Raw genomic sequence first — 16,802 nt, forward strand, 5'->3', positions numbered from 1 at the left:
TCGCTCGTGCCCGGAATATAGGTATTTTTTTATAGTCTGCCAACCAGGATAATGGATTCATTTAATTACTTTAAGCGAGAGTTCCAAAATAAAATCCGCAACTTCTTCTGGTTGAGTAAGATAATGAGTATAGGCTTTGACGTTAATGGGTTTATTGATTCGCTCACCTGAATTTTGCGATTCCGTTATCATCTTTTTGACAAGTTCGCCGCTGGTGGAAACAAAATACACATCAGACTCTGGTCTATGTAAAAAGTGAGCCTGAAATGATTTAAAAGCTAAAGACACCTTGCATTTTTCCACGTCAGCATAATAAAAACCATGTAATCCGGCTGCTAAATCAGCGCCTACTGCTAAGGCACCAAAATACATTGAATTTAAATGATTACGGCTGCGTCTTCTTAAGGGAAGGCGTATCACTATTTCACTGTCCGATAGTTTAATTAAACGGGGTTTTAAATAACCAATCATTGCTATTTTAAAGTGGCCAAAATACCATAGAAATAATTTAAAGCGCGTCATAAGTTTCATACATTATCCTTAATTTCTAAACGACTGATGATTTTTTTGACACCACGTATTGCATTGACTCGTTTAATAATCGATGCAAGAGATTGAGCACTGAAAACATGGCCAGACAGTGTAACTACTCCATTAGTTGTGGTTGCGTTAATTCCTACCAGTGGTATGGATTCATCGTCAAGCACCTTAGCCTTGAGTACAGCCGTTTCTACCTTGGCCGTAATGAAGGCGTCGGTAAATGCAGTATTTACTTTTTTAATATATAAATTATTGGCGCGCACTGATTTCACCCCATGAGTGGTTTTGGCAATACGCAATGCATCAACAAAGGCCTGTTTGTCTCTGACATAGCCACTTAATTGCACAATTCCTCCAGTCGTTGAAACAGAGATTTTTAATGGGTTGATGTTTTTATTTTCGGCAAATCGGGCGGTAATTTTGGTGGTAATTAAAGAATCACTAATGTCTTGCTCTATTTCCTTAAGATTACTGGCTTGAATCTGATTTATAAAGAAAATTAACATGAGGGAAATAAAACAATAAATACTATGACGCATCGTGCTCTTCACTTAATCCTCCGTTCAATCAGAATTCATCTACAGAAGTATACTCGCATTATTATTGATACCCAAAATCAATTTGTGAGAAATGAGCACTAATTTAAGTCGGATGATCTTTCTTAATAGTCTCTTTTTATAATATCCATACTTTGAATAACATAGGGGTCCTCACTATTGGCACTTCTTAAAAGAACAAGGATTGAGAAAAAAAGTTCTACTTTAAACTCGGGTAAGACTACCGTTTGATTAACGCGCCAGAACTGGATTCCTGAAGAAATCCCTTGGCCCACTACAATAGGGTCTTCTTTAAACAAAGGATGGACGACGAGTTTCTGGTTGCGAGTGGTCTCCATATAGTCACCCAAAAATCCAACTAAGGCACTCCAGGAGTCATAAGTGTAATTATTACGAATTGGTACCAGATTATCTTGTTTTTCCTCAAAGCTTATCAAGAAGGTATCCGAAAGGGTTTGCTTCACCCATTCACCTACATCGGGAGTCGGATTAGCGTGGAGAACAGATGAAAAGAACAGGAGAGTTACAACAACTGCTCGCAGAAAAAATTTCATCTTTGAAGTCCTTTTTTTTAGCCAAATGAACCGTTTGTTTTATTAGTATAGCAGAGCTATACTTGTTTCTTTTTAAATCAAAATATGAATTATATGCATACTATTAGTATTCGTGGCGCAAGGACTCACAATCTTAAAAATTTAGACTTGGATCTCCCCCGAGATAAGTTAATTGTAATCACTGGCTTGTCGGGTTCTGGAAAATCTTCTTTGGCTTTTGATACTTTATACGCTGAAGGACAGAGACGTTACGTTGAGTCTTTATCTGCTTATGCAAGACAATTCTTATCCATGATGGAAAAACCAGATGTAGATTCTATTGAAGGTTTATCCCCCGCTATTTCTATTGAACAAAAAGCAACGTCACATAATCCGCGTTCTACTGTGGGAACAATTACTGAGATTTATGATTATTTACGTTTGCTTTATGCTCGTGTTGGGGAGCCGCGTTGTCCAACGCATCACATTAGTTTGCATGCTCAAACGATTAGCCAGATGGTGGATCAGGTTTTAACTTTGCCGGCGGACAGTAAGGTGATGATTTTGGCGCCTGTAGTACGCGAGCGTAAGGGGGAGCATGTGCAATTACTGCAACAATTGCAAGCTCAAGGCTATGTGCGTGCTCGTATCGATGGGGAGCTTTGCGAATTAGATTCTCCGCCCAAACTGGGGTTGCGCACCAAGCATACTATTGAAGTAGTTGTGGACCGCTTTAAAGTGAGAGCAGATATTGCTCAGCGCTTAAGTGAGTCCTTTGAAAATGCATTAAATTTGGCCGAAGGCATAGCCATCGTTTCCTCAATGGATGCTGAGTTTGATGACCTGCTGTTTTCTTCCAAGTTTGCCTGCCCCGAGTGTGGTTATAGTTTAAGTGAACTAGAGCCTCGATTATTTTCTTTTAATAATCCTATGGGGGCCTGTTCTGCCTGTGATGGTTTAGGTGTAGATCAATTTTTTGATCCTCAGCGGGTGGTCCATAATGAAACCGCCAGTTTAGCTGAGGGAGCCATCCGGGGGTGGGATAAGAAAACCAATTATTATTTCAGTATGCTTGAATCACTTGCTACTCATTATGGTTTTGATCTCAATACGGCTTTTTGTGATTTATCAGAAGACATACAGAAAATTATTCTCTATGGAAGCGGGCGAGAGGTAATAGAGTTTAATTACCATAGACCCAATGGTGGTTATATGGTGAAAAGACATGCTTTTGAAGGGATAATCCCTAATATGCAACGTCGTTACCGTGAATCAGATTCCAATATGATAAGAGAGGATTTGGCGAAATATTTATCGTCACGCCCTTGTCAATCCTGCCACGGGGCAAGATTACGTGAAGAAGCCAGAAATGTGTTTATTGATGATAAAAATTTACCTGAAATCTCCTCTTACTCTATAGAAAAAGCGCATGAGTTTTTTAAAAACTTGCAGTTGACCGGTTATCGCGGTGAAATTGCCGCCAAAATTAATAAAGAAATAATTGAGCGATTAGGGTTTTTAGTCAATGTCGGTTTAGATTACCTTTCTTTAACGCGAAGTGCTGAAACTTTGTCAGGTGGTGAGGCGCAGCGTATTCGTTTAGCCAGTCAAATAGGATCTGGACTCGTTGGGGTGATGTATATCCTGGATGAGCCATCCATCGGTTTACATCAGCGCGATAATGATCGTTTACTGCAGACGCTTATGCATTTGCGCAATCAAGGTAATACCGTCATTGTCGTAGAGCATGATGAAGATGCAATTCGAAGTGCCGATTTTGTGCTCGATATAGGTCCCGGAGCTGGTGTGCATGGAGGAGAAATTGTTGCGAGCGGCACTCCTGCGGAAGTGATGCAAAATCCGGCGTCGCTAACAGGTCAATATTTATCAGGTAAGCAATCCATAGTCATTCCTGATACGCGCTTACCGATCAATTTAGAACGGATGATTCATCTGAAAGGGGTTACTTGTAATAATTTGCAAGAGGTTGATGTCAGTATTCCTTTGGGTCTATTGACCTGTATTACTGGTGTTTCTGGGTCGGGTAAATCCAGTTTAATCAACGATACCTTATATCCTTTGGCCGCGAACACACTGAATCGAGCCAGTTTATTTATACCGGGAGCGGTAAAAGAAATTTCAGGTTTGAATTTATGCGACAAAGTAATCGACATTAATCAAAGTCCTATAGGGCGTACGCCGCGTTCAAATCCCGCAACTTATACCGGCTTATTTACCTTTATCAGAGAATTATTCTCTGGGACTCCTGAGTCTCGGGCTCGCGGTTACCAGCCAGGAAGATTTAGTTTTAATGTAAAAGGAGGACGTTGCGAGGCATGCCAAGGCGATGGTCTTATCAAGGTGGAAATGCATTTTTTACCCGACATTTATGTTTCTTGTGACGTATGCCATGGCAAGCGTTACAACAGAGAAACTTTAGAAATTCAATATAAAGGCAAGAACATCCACGAAATTTTAGAAATGACTGTAGAAGATGCCTGTACTTTTTTTGCAGCGATTCCTTCACTTGCCAAAAAATGTCAAACCCTAATGGATGTTGGGTTATCCTATATAAAATTGGGGCAAAGTGCCACAACGCTTTCTGGGGGCGAGGCGCAAAGGATTAAATTAGCAAAGGAATTATCAAAACGAGATACGGGAAGTACTTTATATATTTTGGACGAACCAACAACCGGCCTACATTTTCATGATACCAGGCAATTATTGGCAGTACTGTTTCGCTTACGTGAACAGGGTAATACCATTGTCATCATTGAACATAATCTGGATGTGATTAAAACAGCAGACTGGATCATCGACTTAGGCCCTGAGGGCGGCAGCAAAGGTGGACTTATTATTGCGACTGGAACGCCAGAAGAGGTTGCTCAATGTAAGCAGTCTTACACTGGACAGTTTTTAAAACCAATTCTGGCTGGATGATTCGCAAGGATTGGAGTGATTGAGCCTTGATTACGCTATCGCTGCATCAAGGAGAGGGAGCCAGCAAGTAGGTTGGGTCTTTTAGACCCAACAAAAGCCACCGTCTATTCTCCAAGTGCCTCGCTCACCTTGATTCATTTACCTATTCCTTAAGCCCTCGTTATATAGCCTTTAGGTGCCTATGGCAATATTCGTTGTTGGGTCAAAATGCCCCAACCTACTTACTGAAACGCCAGAAGAGGTTGCTCAAATTATTTTGTTGAATTCTCATTAAAACTCCCTGTCAATTTTATACATTTCAGGCTATAACTTAATTTAGGAAATCTAGGCATAGGATAAAAAAATGGGTACTTTTTTTATAGCTATTTTGGTAATAGTCGCACTGATATTTATCTGGGCTATTAGTATTTATAACACCTTAATCGGCTTAATAGAGGCGATTAACAACAATAAAAAACAAATTGATATTCAGCTGGATCGTCGATTTAAAGTATTCGAATCGTTGATTTCGGCAGTCAATAAATATATGGATTATGAAAAAACTACTTTAAAAGATGTCGTGGCCTTACGTAATCAAGCGCAGGCAGCCAAAGCCGCAGGAGATGAACAAGGACGGATCGCTGCAGAAAATGGAATCTCTCAAATTGCCTCGGGTCTGAATGTTGTGTTTGAACAATATCCGGATTTGAAAGCCAATCAAAACGTAATTCAATTGCAAGAAGAGATAGTGAATACTGAAAATAAGTTGGCTTATTCCAAGCAGGCTTATAATGACGGTATCGAGCGCTATAATGCGAAGAAAAAATCTTTTTTTGAATCCATTGTCGTGTCAATGTTTGCTTCTTCTTTGAATAAAGAGTTTGTTTATTGGGGACTTCCTGAAGAGCAGATCCAAGCCAAAGAAGACTATACGGTTAAATTTTGAGTATAAAATATGGCCATTGCGGATTATCACGCTTCAGTAGGGGATTGGCGTGAACAATTGAAAAAAAATGAGCGTAAGACTCGTGGCGTTATTGCGCTCTTTTTTTTCGTTTATCTTATTGTTGGTCTAATCGCTGATACCTTTATTTTACAGACTTACTATTCTCATGCCGCGCAAGTTCATCTTTCTTTGGACCAGTGTCTTTTGGCGTTAATCACCTTTAGGGTCGTTCCCTATGCCACCTTGATTATGGTGGGATTGGCAGTGGTGTCTCTATGGATTACCTATGCTTTTTACGACCGGATAATGTTATTAGGCACCGAATATCATGAGGTGACCCCTGAAACGGCCCAATCACTACAAGAAAAACAATTATATAATGTCGTTGAAGAGATGAAAGTCGCTGCAGGGTTACAGTATATGCCTAAGGTATTTATTATCGAGGCAGATTATATGAATGCTTTTGCCAGTGGCTATAGTGAAAAATCAGCGATGGTCGCCATTACTCGCGGTTTAATGGGCAAACTGGATAGAGCCGAACTCCAGGCGGTAATGGCACATGAGTTAAGTCATATTCGTCATCACGATATTAAATTGACCTTAATGGTTGCGGTACTCAGTAATATTTTATTGATCGTTATTGATATTCTGTTTTATTCAGTGGTTTTTCGACGCGATAATAAACGTGAAGATAATCGATTAGCGATGGTCATCATTGTTCTTCGCTATGTTTTACCTATTATCACGGTGTTGTTAACATTATTTTTAAGTCGAACCCGAGAGTATATGGCCGATTCAGGATGCGTCGAATTGATGCGGGATAATGAGCCTATGGCGCGGGCGTTACTTAAAATCAGCGATGATCATCAACAACATGCGGAAGAGTATGCCCAGCAGTATGGCAATACCGCTCACGAGCAGGTAAGACAAGCTTCTTATTTATTTGATCCTTCAGGTATTGATCCCGTAAAGTCTTTAAGCAGTGCTTTTTCCACTCACCCCTCTATTGAGCAGCGCCTGGCTGCTCTGGGTTTTAAACCTAAATAGGTCTGTTGACAATTGGTTTTTGGGACCTCCGCATCTTGCTGGAAAAATCCTGTTTTGTGAACCAGATATCTGTCTTTGCTCTCGATTTCTGGATGCCGAACAATCTGTGACGTAGGCGTTGGGAGAATTGCCAACGCCTGTTATCAATATGCGTTAAGGGATTGCCGCCATCGTGTCTACAACATCCAAAGAAGGGGCATTGTTTGTTGCGGTGTTTATATAGATACCTGTTGCAAATAACCCTATTCCTGAAAGAGTTAATGCGACCCCGACGCTTGCGACTGCTACTCCTGCAATACCACAGGTGGCCGCATTAAGAGCAGTAAAGGCTATGGCTACGGCGGCAATTCCTACTGCCGTGACAAAACCACTTAAAACCAGCATGCTAATATTCGCCAGAGTGCATGGTTGAACGTTTTCCTCTGTCTGGGCAGGTACTTGCTGTTCATTTGTTTCTATGAACTCTATGGGGCCGGGTACTGGTGGCTCATTTTTTTCTGCCAGTTCCATTTGAGACAGTCGTCGCAGTTGATCAAGAGCCCTCATCGCCTCACCATTCCCCAACTTACTTGCTCTTTCAAAAAGGGCGATGGCTGCGGGGTAATCTACGTTACCGCCTTGACCATATTGATACATGTAAGCTCTACAAACCATTGCAGCGGCATTGTCTTGTTTGATTGCCATTTCATAAAGGGCGATGGCTGCGGGGTAATTCACGGCATCGCCTTGGCCATATCGATGCATGAATGCTCTATTAACCATTGCACGAGTGTTGCCTCGTTCGATTGCGGCCTCATAAAATCTGATGGCTTTGGGGTAATTTCTCTCACGGCCTAGACCATAATGATACATGTATGCTTTTTTATTCATTGCACCAGCATGGCCTAGTTTGATTGCCTCTTTATAAAGGCTAATGGCTTGGGGGTAGTTTCTGTTACCGTCTAGAACGCCTTGACCCTCTTCATACATGAATGCTCTGTTATACATTGCACTCGAATTGCCTAGCTTGATTGCCTCTTCATAAAGCCTTATGGCTTCAGGGTAATTGAAGGGACCACCCTGACCATAATGATGCATGAATGCTCTATTCGACATTGCACAATCACTGCCTAGCTTGATTGCCTCTTCATAAAGCTTGATGGCTTTAGGGTAATTGACCGGACCACCCAGACCCCAATGATGCATGCATGCTCTATTATTCATTGCATGAGTATTGTCTCGCTTGATTGCCTCTTCATAAAGCCTGATGGCCTCTGGGTAGTTTTTGTCTCTGCCTATGCCATATTGATGCCATAAAGCATTTACATATAAGGCGTAGCTTTTTTGTAGTCCTTCCTCGGCAGCATTAATTCCGTCAATTGTTTGTTTAATTTCTTCTTCGTTAAATATATTTCTCTCTGTATATTCAAACCATTGAGTCAAGGCGGGGCTGTCACCATTTAAGACTTTATTTAGTAATTCTGAGAAATTAGGTATGGGCATGATATCCTCTCTGTTAGCGCACAATGTTGATGACTGTTGACTAAAAAACATAAGACTTAATGAGTTGAGGAGACTGGAATTAAACCCGTTTCGCTGAACCAAAGCTCAATGAGCGCGGATGTAATAAATACACCTTTTCTTCATTAGGTCTTTACCTCAGCGACGAACCCGTTTAATGATTAAAACTAGGAGGGTACCAGTTCTCCAGGAGTCCTTGAGGAGAAGATAGGTCGCGATATCCGACTGAATTTTGCTTGTAGTCAGTCGTCGATTTAATAATTATACCATGTGATCAAGCGCAACCACTGTAGTGGTTATCTTTCATAGCTATATTGACTCGATTGCCAGGCTGCGACTTAGGCGTTGAGGTCAATTGTCAACGCCTGGTATCAATAGGTTTTTAATGAGTAGCAACCATTGTGTCTACCACATCCAAAGAAGGGTAACTGTTCGTTGAGGTGTTTTTATAGACCCCTGTTGCAAATAACCCTATTCCTGAAAGAGCTAATGCCGCCCCGACGCTTGCGACCGCGACTCCTGCAATACCACAGGTAGCTGCATTCAGAACAGTAAACGCTATGGCTATGGCGGCAATTCCTGCAGCAGTGATAAAACCACTTAAAATCAGCATGCTAATATTGGCCAGATTGCCGGAAGGGGTATTTTCCTCGCTCTGTGCTGATACTTGCGGCCCCATTGTTTCTATAGACTGCTCAGGAACTTGCGGTGCATTTGTTTCTACAAACTGCTCAGGAGCTTGGGGTCCATTTGTTTTCACAGACTGCTCAGGAGCTTGTGGTTCATTTGTTTCTACAAACTTTATTTGAGATAGCGCAATCTGCGCGAGGATATCCCCTAACTTACTTGCTTTTTCAAAAAGGGCGATGGCCGCGAGGATATCTTTGTTACCGCCCAGACTATATCGATGCATGTTGGCTCTATTAACCATTGCCTCAGTATTTCCTCGATTGATTGCCTCGTCATAAAGTCTGATGGCTTCGGGATAATTTGTAACATCGCCTAGACCAAATTCATGCATGAATGCTCTTTTAACCATTGCTTCAGTATTTCCTCGATTGATTGCCTTGTCATAAAGTCTGATGGCTTCGGGATAATTTATGTTACCGCCCAGGCCAAGTTGATGCATGTAGGCTCTCTGAGTCATTGCCTCCGTCTTGCCTCGATTCATTGCTCTTTCATAAAGGGCTATGGCAGCGAGGTAATTTCTGTCACCGCCTATACCATATTGATGCATGTAGGCTCTGTTATTCATTGCAGCAGTATTGCCTCGTTCGATTGCCATTTCATAAAGGTTGATGGCAGCGGGGATATCTCTGTTACCGTCTAGACCATATTCATGCATCAATGCCCTATCATTCATTGCATGAGAATTGCCTAAGTTGATTGCTGCCTCATAAAGTCTGATGGCTTCGATTTGGTTTTTATCTGTGCCTATACCATATAGATTCCACAAAGCATTTAAATATAAGGCGTAGCTTTTTTGTAGACCTTCTTCCGCAGCATTAATTCGGTCAATCGTTTGCTTGATTTCCTCTGCACTAAATGCATTACTCTCTGTATATTGAAGCCATTGCTCCAATGCAGGGCTGTCTCCATTTAAGACTTTATTGAGTAGTTCTGAAAAATTAGGTATGGGCATGATGTCCTCTCTGTTAGCGCACAATGTTCATGACTGTTGACTAAAAAATAGAAGACTTAATGAGTTAGAGGAGACTGGAATTAAACCAGTTTCGCTGAACCAAAGCGCCATGAGTGCTGGTGTAACGAATACACCTTTTCTTCATTAGGTCTTTACCTCAGCGACGAACCCGTTTAATGATTAAAACTAGGGAGCACCAGTTCTCCAGCAATCCTTGGGGAGAAGATAGGTCGCGATATCTGACTGAATTTTGCTTGTAATCAGTCGATAATTTGATAATTGTACCATATGTTTAATTATTATTCAATCGGGTTGTAGTTATATTGGCTCGATTGCCAGGCTGCGACATAGGCGCCGGGTTTTAATTGCCAACGCCTGTTATCAATATGTGTTAAGGGATTGTAGCCATCGTGTCTACAACATCCAAAGAAGGGTAACTGTTCGTTGAGGTGTTTTTATAGACCCCTGTTGCAAATAACCCTATTCCTGAAAGAGCTAATGCCGCCCCGACGTTTGCGACCGCGACTCCTGCAATACCACAGGTAGCTGCATTCAGAACAGTAAACGCTATGGCTATGGCGGCAATTCCTGCAGCAGTGATAAAACCACTTAAAATCAGCATGCTAATATTGGCCAGATTGCCGGAAGGGGTATTTTCCTCGCTCTGTGCTGATACTTGCGGCCCCATTGTTTCTATAGACTGCTCAGGAACTTGCGGTGCATTTGTTTCTACAAACTGCTCAGGAGCTTGGGGTCCATTTGTTTTCACAGACTGCTCAGGAGCTTGTGGTTCATTTGTTTCTACAAACTTTATTTGAGATAGCGCAATCTGCGCGAGGATATCCCCTAACTTACTTGCTTTTTCAAAAAGGGCGATGGCCGCGAGGATATCTTTGTTACCGCCCAGACTATATCGATGCATGTTGGCTCTATTAACCATTGCCTCAGTATTTCCTCGATTGATTGCCTCGTCATAAAGTCTGATGGCTTCGGGATAATTTGTAACATCGCCTAGACCAAATTCATGCATGAATGCTCTTTTAACCATTGCTTCAGTATTTCCTCGATTGATTGCCTTGTCATAAAGTCTGATGGCTTCGGGATAATTTATGTTACCGCCCAGGCCAAGTTGATGCATGTAGGCTCTCTGAGTCATTGCCTCCGTCTTGCCTCGATTCATTGCTCTTTCATAAAGGGCTATGGCAGCGAGGTAATTTCTGTCACCGCCTATACCATATTGATGCATGTAGGCTCTGTTATTCATTGCAGCAGTATTGCCTCGTTCGATTGCCATTTCATAAAGGTTGATGGCAGCGGGGATATCTCTGTTACCGTCTAGACCATATTCATGCATCAATGCCCTATCATTCATTGCATGAGAATTGCCTAAGTTGATTGCTGCCTCATAAAGTCTGATGGCTTCGATTTGGTTTTTATCTGTGCCTATACCATATAGATTCCACAAAGCATTTAAATATAAGGCGTAGCTTTTTTGTAGACCTTCTTCCGCAGCATTAATTCGGTCAATCGTTTGCTTGATTTCCTCTGCACTAAATGCATTACTCTCTGTATATTGAAGCCATTGCTCCAATGCAGGGCTGTCTCCATTTAAGACTTTATTGAGTAGTTCTGAAAAATTAGGTATGGGCATGATGTCCTCTCTGTTAGCGCACAATGTTCATGACTGTTGACTAAAAAATAGAAGACTTAATGAGTTAGAGGAGACTGGAATTAAACCAGTTTCGCTGAACCAAAGCGCCATGAGTGCTGGTGTAACGAATACACCTTTTCTTCATTAGGTCTTTACCTCAGCGACGAACCCGTTTAATGATTAAAACTAGGGAGCACCAGTTCTCCAGCAATCCTTGGGGAGAAGATAGGTCGCGATATCTGACTGAATTTTGCTTGTAATCAGTCGATAATTTGATAATTGTACCATATGTTTAATTATTATTCAATCGGGTTGTAGTTATATTGGCTCGATTGCCAGGCTGCGACATAGGCGCCGGGTTTTAATTGCCAACGCCTGTTATCAATATGTGTTAAGGGATTGTAGCCATCGTGTCTACAACATCCAAAGAAGGGTAACTGTTCGTTGAGGTGTTTTTATAGACCCCTGTTGCAAATAACCCTATTCCTGAAAGAGCTAATGCCGCCCCGACGTTTGCGACCGCGACTCCTGCAATACCACAGGTAGCTGCATTCAGAACAGTAAACGCTATGGCTATGGCGGCAATTCCTGCAGCAGTGATAAAACCACTTAAAATCAGCATGCTAATATTGGCCAGATTGCAGGGTGGGGTGTTTTCCTCGACCTGTGCAGGAACTTGCGGTTGAGACCCTCGTAATATATTTAGAACAGGCCTCGCGTGGCGATTACCCAACATAATTGCTCTTTCGTAAAGGGCGATTGCAGCAGGGATGTCTATGTTACCGCCTATACCCTGTTCATACATTAATGCTCTTCCATACATTGCCTGAGTATGGCCTAGTTCGATTGCTCTTTCATAAAGGGCTATGGCTTTGCGGTAATTTACGTTACCAGCTATACCATGCAAATGCATGAATGCTCTATTAGTCATTGCAGTAGCATTGCCTCGTTCGATTGCCATTTCATAAAGTTTGATGGCAGCGGGGTAATTGACGTAATCGTCTAGACCATAAAAATGCATGGATGCTCTACTAGTCATTGCATCAGCATTGCCTCGTTTGATTGCCTTATCATAAAGTATGATGGCTTCTGAGAGATTTATTTCGCCGCCCAGGCCCTGTCGATGCATGGCGGCTCTGTTGGTCATTGCATGAGGATTGTCTAATTTGATTGCTTCGTCATAAAGTCTGATGGCTTCGGTTTCGTTTCTATCCGTGCCTATGCCATATTGATGCCGCAAGGCATTTAAATATAGGGCGTAGCTTTTTTGGAGCCCTTCTTCGGCAGCATTAATTCGGTCAATCGTTTGCTTAATTTCTTCTTCGTTAAATATATTTCTCTGCGTATATTTTAACCAACGAGCCAATGCTGGACCGTCTCCATTTAAGACTTTATTCAGTAATTCTGAAAAATTAGGTATGGGCATGAAATCTTCTCAATTAGCACAAAATTGCTGTTGACTACCAAAATATAAGACTTAATGAGTTGGCGGAGACTAGAATTAAACTAGTTTCGCTGAACCAAAGCTCAATGAGTGCTGGTGTAGCGAATACACCCTTTCTTCATTAGGTCTTTACCTCAGCGACGAACCCGTTTAATGATTAAAACTAGGAGAGTACCAGTTCTCCATCAGTCCTTGGGGAGAAGATAGGTCGCGGTATCTGACTGATTTTTTTGTAATCAGTCGATAATTTTATTATTGTACCATGTGTTTTATTGTTGGATAACATGCGTCGGATTTCTATAAGAATCAATGCATCATCATTCACGTAACCCAACCCCTTTTTTTAGCAGGATCATATTAATCACGGTTAAAGCCACCAACATGAGACAAATAATGCTCATAGCCAAGGTCATACTTACTTCCTCCTGACCTATCATGGCGTGCCTTAGGGCATTGACCATGTATAAAATAGGATTTAAGAAAGATACTTTCTGCCAAAAAGCCGGGAGCATGCTTGTGCTGTAAAATACCCCTCCCAAATAGGTGAGTGGGGTGAGTACAAAGGTTGGTATCAGCATAATCTCATCAAAATTACGCGCTACCATAGCATTGGTGAATCCCGCTAGAGAGAACACGGCGGAGACCAGTAAAACAACCAGTAAAGTCATGGGCAAATGCTTTAGTTCCAGAGTTAGAAAAAAGCTGGCAATAAGAAAAACTAAAATGGCAACAATTACTCCTCTGAGTACCCCGCCTAAAACATAACCTAATAATAATAAGCCATTATGCATGGGGCTGATCAGCATTTCCTCGATGCTTTTTTGAAAGCGTACACTGAACAAGGATGTGGACACATTGCCATAGGAGTTTACGATAACCGACATCATGATTAACCCCGGGGCGATAAACATAGGATAGCTGACCCCCTCTATGGTGCCAATTCGCGGTCCAATCAAACTGCCAAAAATTAAAAAATAGAGGGTGGTGGTAATGACGGGTGGTAAAAATACCTGACTGGCGATGCGGAACATACGAACTAACTCGCGTCTAACCAGAGTATAAAGGGCAATGAGTTGTGGTTTAATGGCCATTTTTAATCAGATCCAGAAAAAGCTCTTCCAAGCGGTTGGTTTTATTACGCATACTGTTAATTTTAATTTGATGCTTTGTTAATACTGCAAATACTTCATTCAGAGTACGATCATTCTCAATCCGTAATTCAAAGGTATTTGCGTCAACAAGAGCTGTTTTAAATGGGCTAAGATCCGGCAATACTTCTATAGGCTGTTCCGTATTAAAAATAAATGTTTGATGATGTAAGGTTTGTAATAGGGCGCTCATTGACGTATTTTTTATAATTTGGCCTCGATCAATGATGGCAATATTTTTACAAAGTTGTTCGGCCTCTTCCAGGTAATGAGTCGTTAGAATAATAGTAGTTCCTTCCTCATTAGTCCGGGTTAAAAATTTCCACATGCTTCGCCTAATTTCTATATCGACACCGGCAGTGGGTTCATCAAGAATAAGGACTTTAGGTTGATGAATTAACGCTCGAGCTATCATGAGCCGACGTTTCATTCCACCTGATAGATGGCGTGCGATAGAGTGTCTTTTATCCCAAAGTCCTAATTGCTCTAATAATGATTCGGCTCTGGGTAAGGCTTGTTTTCGTGAAATTCCATAATAACCTGCCTGGTTTAATAAAATTTGGATGCAGGTTTCGAAAATATTCAGGTTGACTTCTTGAGGAACAAGGCCCAGACAAGACTTGGCTTTTTCTGGTTCATTATATAAGTCATGGCCATGAATACGAATGCTGCCGGACGTTTTATTAACTAAGGTAGTTATTAATCCAATGGTAGTCGATTTCCCTGCGCCATTAGCTCCTAATAAGGCAAAGAAATCCCCAGTCTTGACTTTTAAATCAATGCCTTTCAATGCTTCAACACCATTGGCATAAGTTTTAGATAATTGTTCAATATCTAGAGCATACATAAAGGCTTTTATGAAAATAAAAATATCATTATACACGATAATTTTTATTCTTCAGCTGACCTTTTATCTGGATGCATTCTATTGGAAAACTGTTACCGATATTTATCTTGAGCAACTAGCCAAAGCAGCTTTTTTTAATGGTATATTAATCATAGTCAACTGATATTTAAGGAATTATAGTGTCGGTATTGTTCAAAAATAATATGGATTTATTTAAATCAACTCAACTGAGTGATCTAACTCTTGCTAATCGAATTGTTATGGGGCCGCTCACTCGCTCTCGGGCGGGGAAGGGGGATGTTCAAGGCCCCATGAATGCAGAATATTACGGCCAAAGAGCTTCAGCTGGATTAATTATTTCAGAAGCTACTCAAATTTCCCAACAAGGAAAAGGGTATGCATTTACTCCGGGCATTTATAATGAGCAGCAAACTTTAGGTTGGAAACTGTCTACGGATGCTGTTCATGCAAAGGGGGGGACTATCTTTGCTCAATTGTGGCATGTAGGGCGAATTTCGCATCCTGATCTGCAAATAGATAATCAGCCCCCCGTCGCTCCTTCTGCAATTCGTCCTATTGGAAAGGCTTATACCGAAACAGGGTTTCAAGATTATGTCACTCCTCGTGCCTTAGAGGGCAGTGAAATTCCGAATATTATTGAGCAATATGTTCACGCCAGTGCCTGTGCGAAACGGGCCGGTTTTGATGGTATAGAAATTCATGCAGCAAATGGTTATCTAATTCATCAGTTTCTAAGTGATAAAACCAATAAACGGACGGATAACTATGGGGGCAGTATTGCCAATCGGGCGCGTTTATTGCTGGAGATTGTCGAAGCGTTAACTGCCGTATGGCCAGCTGGCCGTATCGGTATCCGTTTATCACCGGTGACTCATTCAAACGACATTGACGACAGCGATCCCATGGCCACGTTTACCTATGTCGTGAAACAATTAAATCATTTTGGTCTGTCCTATATTCATTGGATTGAAGGGGAGACCATGGGGCCTCGTACCATCCCGGCTCATTTTAGCTTTGCCGCTTTGCGAAAATTATTTAAAGGAATTTATATAGCCAATAATAGTTATGACTTGCAGTTAGCACTTAAAGCTCGTGAGGATAATTTAGCCGATTTAATTTGTTTTGGTCGTCCCTTTATTGCTAATCCTGATTTAGTCGCTTGTTTGGAAAGAGGAATAGAATTAACTCTCGCGCCCAAAGAAACCTGGTATGGAAACGGTGCCAAGGGGTATACGGATTGGCCTATGAAAACTTAAAGTTGTTTTAAAATAAAGAACTGCTCTGTACCTAATGGTTTTGCATTTCCCACGTCCTCTCGAGAGACGTGGGTATCGATCCAATAATACTAAAGAATCGCTTCAGACATGGAGCGGGTTTTCATCCATCCTGCGATACTATATCGTGGTTGATGGGTTAAACATACTTCATGAGGTAATTCGCTATTAAAACAGATAAAGCGATTTGCCTGTGGGGAAACATTTTGAATCAGTTGATCTTCTTGATTGTATAGTTTTAACTCCCCGCCAAACTCTTCTTGCCAATCTTCATTTAGATAATAAACACAGGAAATTTTTCTGGTTTTTTTGGTGGCGAACTGATCACTATGTTTTTTATAAAAAGACCCGGGCTGATACGCTGCAAAATGCGTTTCAAATTCGATTAAACCTAAAAACAGAGAATGATTTAGAATATGGGCGATGTGAAGGGCTTGTTTTAAATAGGCCTGTACTGCAGGTTCAGCAGAATTCTCATCTAACCAACAAATTTCATCAGTTCTGATCTTATTATTATGTTGTGCATGCACTATAGGGCCTATCCTGGCACTTTTAAATAAACCGTTCTGCTGCATTTCTTTAGCAATTTTGCGTAGCGACTGGTAATGATGTAATTCTAGAAAGTCATCAATAATGTGAAATCCATGAGTACACAAGTCATTCGTTAGGAGGTCGTTATCAATCAATGTGCGCACCTGACAGGCAAAGTGAATTAAGAATTTTACTCCAAGAT

At 41.3% G+C, this 16,802-nt stretch carries 14 protein-coding genes; 4 read left to right on the forward strand and 10 right to left on the reverse strand.

The genetic code is table 11. From position 1 onward, the window contains the following. Positions 1–57 precede the first annotated feature (57 nt). The 3 genes from LOX96_RS04025 to LOX96_RS04035 form a co-directional block, all read right to left on the reverse strand. Complete coding sequence (locus LOX96_RS04025; RefSeq protein WP_250419554.1) at positions 58–531, reverse strand: DUF4442 domain-containing protein; 474 nt, start codon at positions 529–531, stop codon at positions 58–60. After that, positions 528–1,079 (reverse strand): BON domain-containing protein, encoded by a 552-nt coding sequence (locus LOX96_RS04030; RefSeq protein ID WP_284498309.1) that lies wholly within the window; start codon positions 1,077–1,079, stop codon positions 528–530. Before LOX96_RS04030 ends, LOX96_RS04025 begins: the two co-directional genes overlap by 4 nt. Before the next feature lie 122 nt (positions 1,080–1,201). Then, a complete protein-coding gene (locus tag LOX96_RS04035; RefSeq protein WP_250419550.1) occupies positions 1,202–1,651 on the reverse strand; it encodes a hypothetical protein in 450 nt (149 codons plus the stop codon). Between the two features lie 93 nt (positions 1,652–1,744). Between LOX96_RS04035 and uvrA the strand changes: the two genes are divergently transcribed. The 3 genes from uvrA (at position 1,745) to htpX (ending at position 6,542) form a co-directional block, all read left to right on the forward strand. Then, a complete protein-coding gene (uvrA, locus tag LOX96_RS04040; RefSeq protein ID WP_348645814.1) occupies positions 1,745–4,570 on the forward strand; it encodes an excinuclease ABC subunit UvrA in 2,826 nt (941 codons plus the stop codon). A gap of 343 nt (positions 4,571–4,913) precedes the next feature. Further along, entirely contained in the window at positions 4,914–5,495 is a 582-nt protein-coding gene (locus tag LOX96_RS04045; RefSeq protein WP_250419545.1) for a LemA family protein, read from the forward strand. 9 nt (positions 5,496–5,504) lie between these two features. Beyond that, positions 5,505–6,542, forward strand: coding sequence for a zinc metalloprotease HtpX (htpX, locus tag LOX96_RS04050; RefSeq protein WP_250419543.1), 1,038 nt, complete (start codon positions 5,505–5,507; stop codon positions 6,540–6,542). Between the two features lie 153 nt (positions 6,543–6,695). Here the strand turns inward: htpX and LOX96_RS04055 are convergent, their stop codons facing one another. The 6 genes from LOX96_RS04055 to LOX96_RS04080 form a co-directional block, all read right to left on the reverse strand. Further along, the gene (locus tag LOX96_RS04055; protein WP_250419540.1) at positions 6,696–8,024 is read right to left on the reverse strand and encodes a tetratricopeptide repeat protein; all 1,329 of its coding nucleotides are present in this window, start codon (positions 8,022–8,024) and stop codon (positions 6,696–6,698) included. 400 nt (positions 8,025–8,424) lie between these two features. Then, the gene (locus LOX96_RS04060; RefSeq protein ID WP_250419537.1) at positions 8,425–9,684 is read right to left on the reverse strand and encodes a tetratricopeptide repeat protein; all 1,260 of its coding nucleotides are present in this window, start codon (positions 9,682–9,684) and stop codon (positions 8,425–8,427) included. Positions 9,685–10,075: 391 nt separating this feature from the next. Then, positions 10,076–11,335, reverse strand: coding sequence for a tetratricopeptide repeat protein (locus LOX96_RS04065; protein ID WP_250456350.1), 1,260 nt, complete (start codon positions 11,333–11,335; stop codon positions 10,076–10,078). A 391-nt stretch (positions 11,336–11,726) separates the two neighbouring features. After that, positions 11,727–12,761, reverse strand: a complete 1,035-nt coding sequence (locus tag LOX96_RS04070) for a tetratricopeptide repeat protein (RefSeq protein WP_250419535.1) — start codon at positions 12,759–12,761, stop codon at positions 11,727–11,729. Between the two features lie 335 nt (positions 12,762–13,096). After that, on the reverse strand, positions 13,097–13,870 hold the full coding sequence (locus tag LOX96_RS04075; protein ID WP_250419533.1) for an ABC transporter permease: 774 nt from the start codon (positions 13,868–13,870) through the stop codon (positions 13,097–13,099). After that, entirely contained in the window at positions 13,860–14,774 is a 915-nt protein-coding gene (locus tag LOX96_RS04080; protein ID WP_250419531.1) for an ABC transporter ATP-binding protein, read from the reverse strand. The genes LOX96_RS04075 and LOX96_RS04080 overlap by 11 nt, the downstream gene beginning before the upstream one ends. Before the next feature lie 179 nt (positions 14,775–14,953). Here LOX96_RS04080 and LOX96_RS04085 point away from each other — a divergent pair, with 179 nt between their 5' ends. After that, positions 14,954–16,051 carry an alkene reductase gene (locus LOX96_RS04085; protein ID WP_250419529.1) on the forward strand — a complete coding sequence of 366 codons (1,098 nt, stop codon included), beginning with the start codon at positions 14,954–14,956 and terminating at the stop codon, positions 16,049–16,051. A gap of 89 nt (positions 16,052–16,140) precedes the next feature. On the opposite strand, the gene LOX96_RS04090 is transcribed toward LOX96_RS04085, so the two are convergent. Further along, the gene (locus tag LOX96_RS04090; RefSeq protein WP_250419526.1) at positions 16,141–16,755 is read right to left on the reverse strand and encodes a 2OG-Fe(II) oxygenase; all 615 of its coding nucleotides are present in this window, start codon (positions 16,753–16,755) and stop codon (positions 16,141–16,143) included. Between the last annotated feature and the right edge of the window lie 47 nt (positions 16,756–16,802).

It is taken from the genome of Legionella maioricensis (genome assembly GCF_023618015.1).
Classification (GTDB): domain Bacteria; phylum Pseudomonadota; class Gammaproteobacteria; order Legionellales; family Legionellaceae; genus Legionella; species Legionella maioricensis.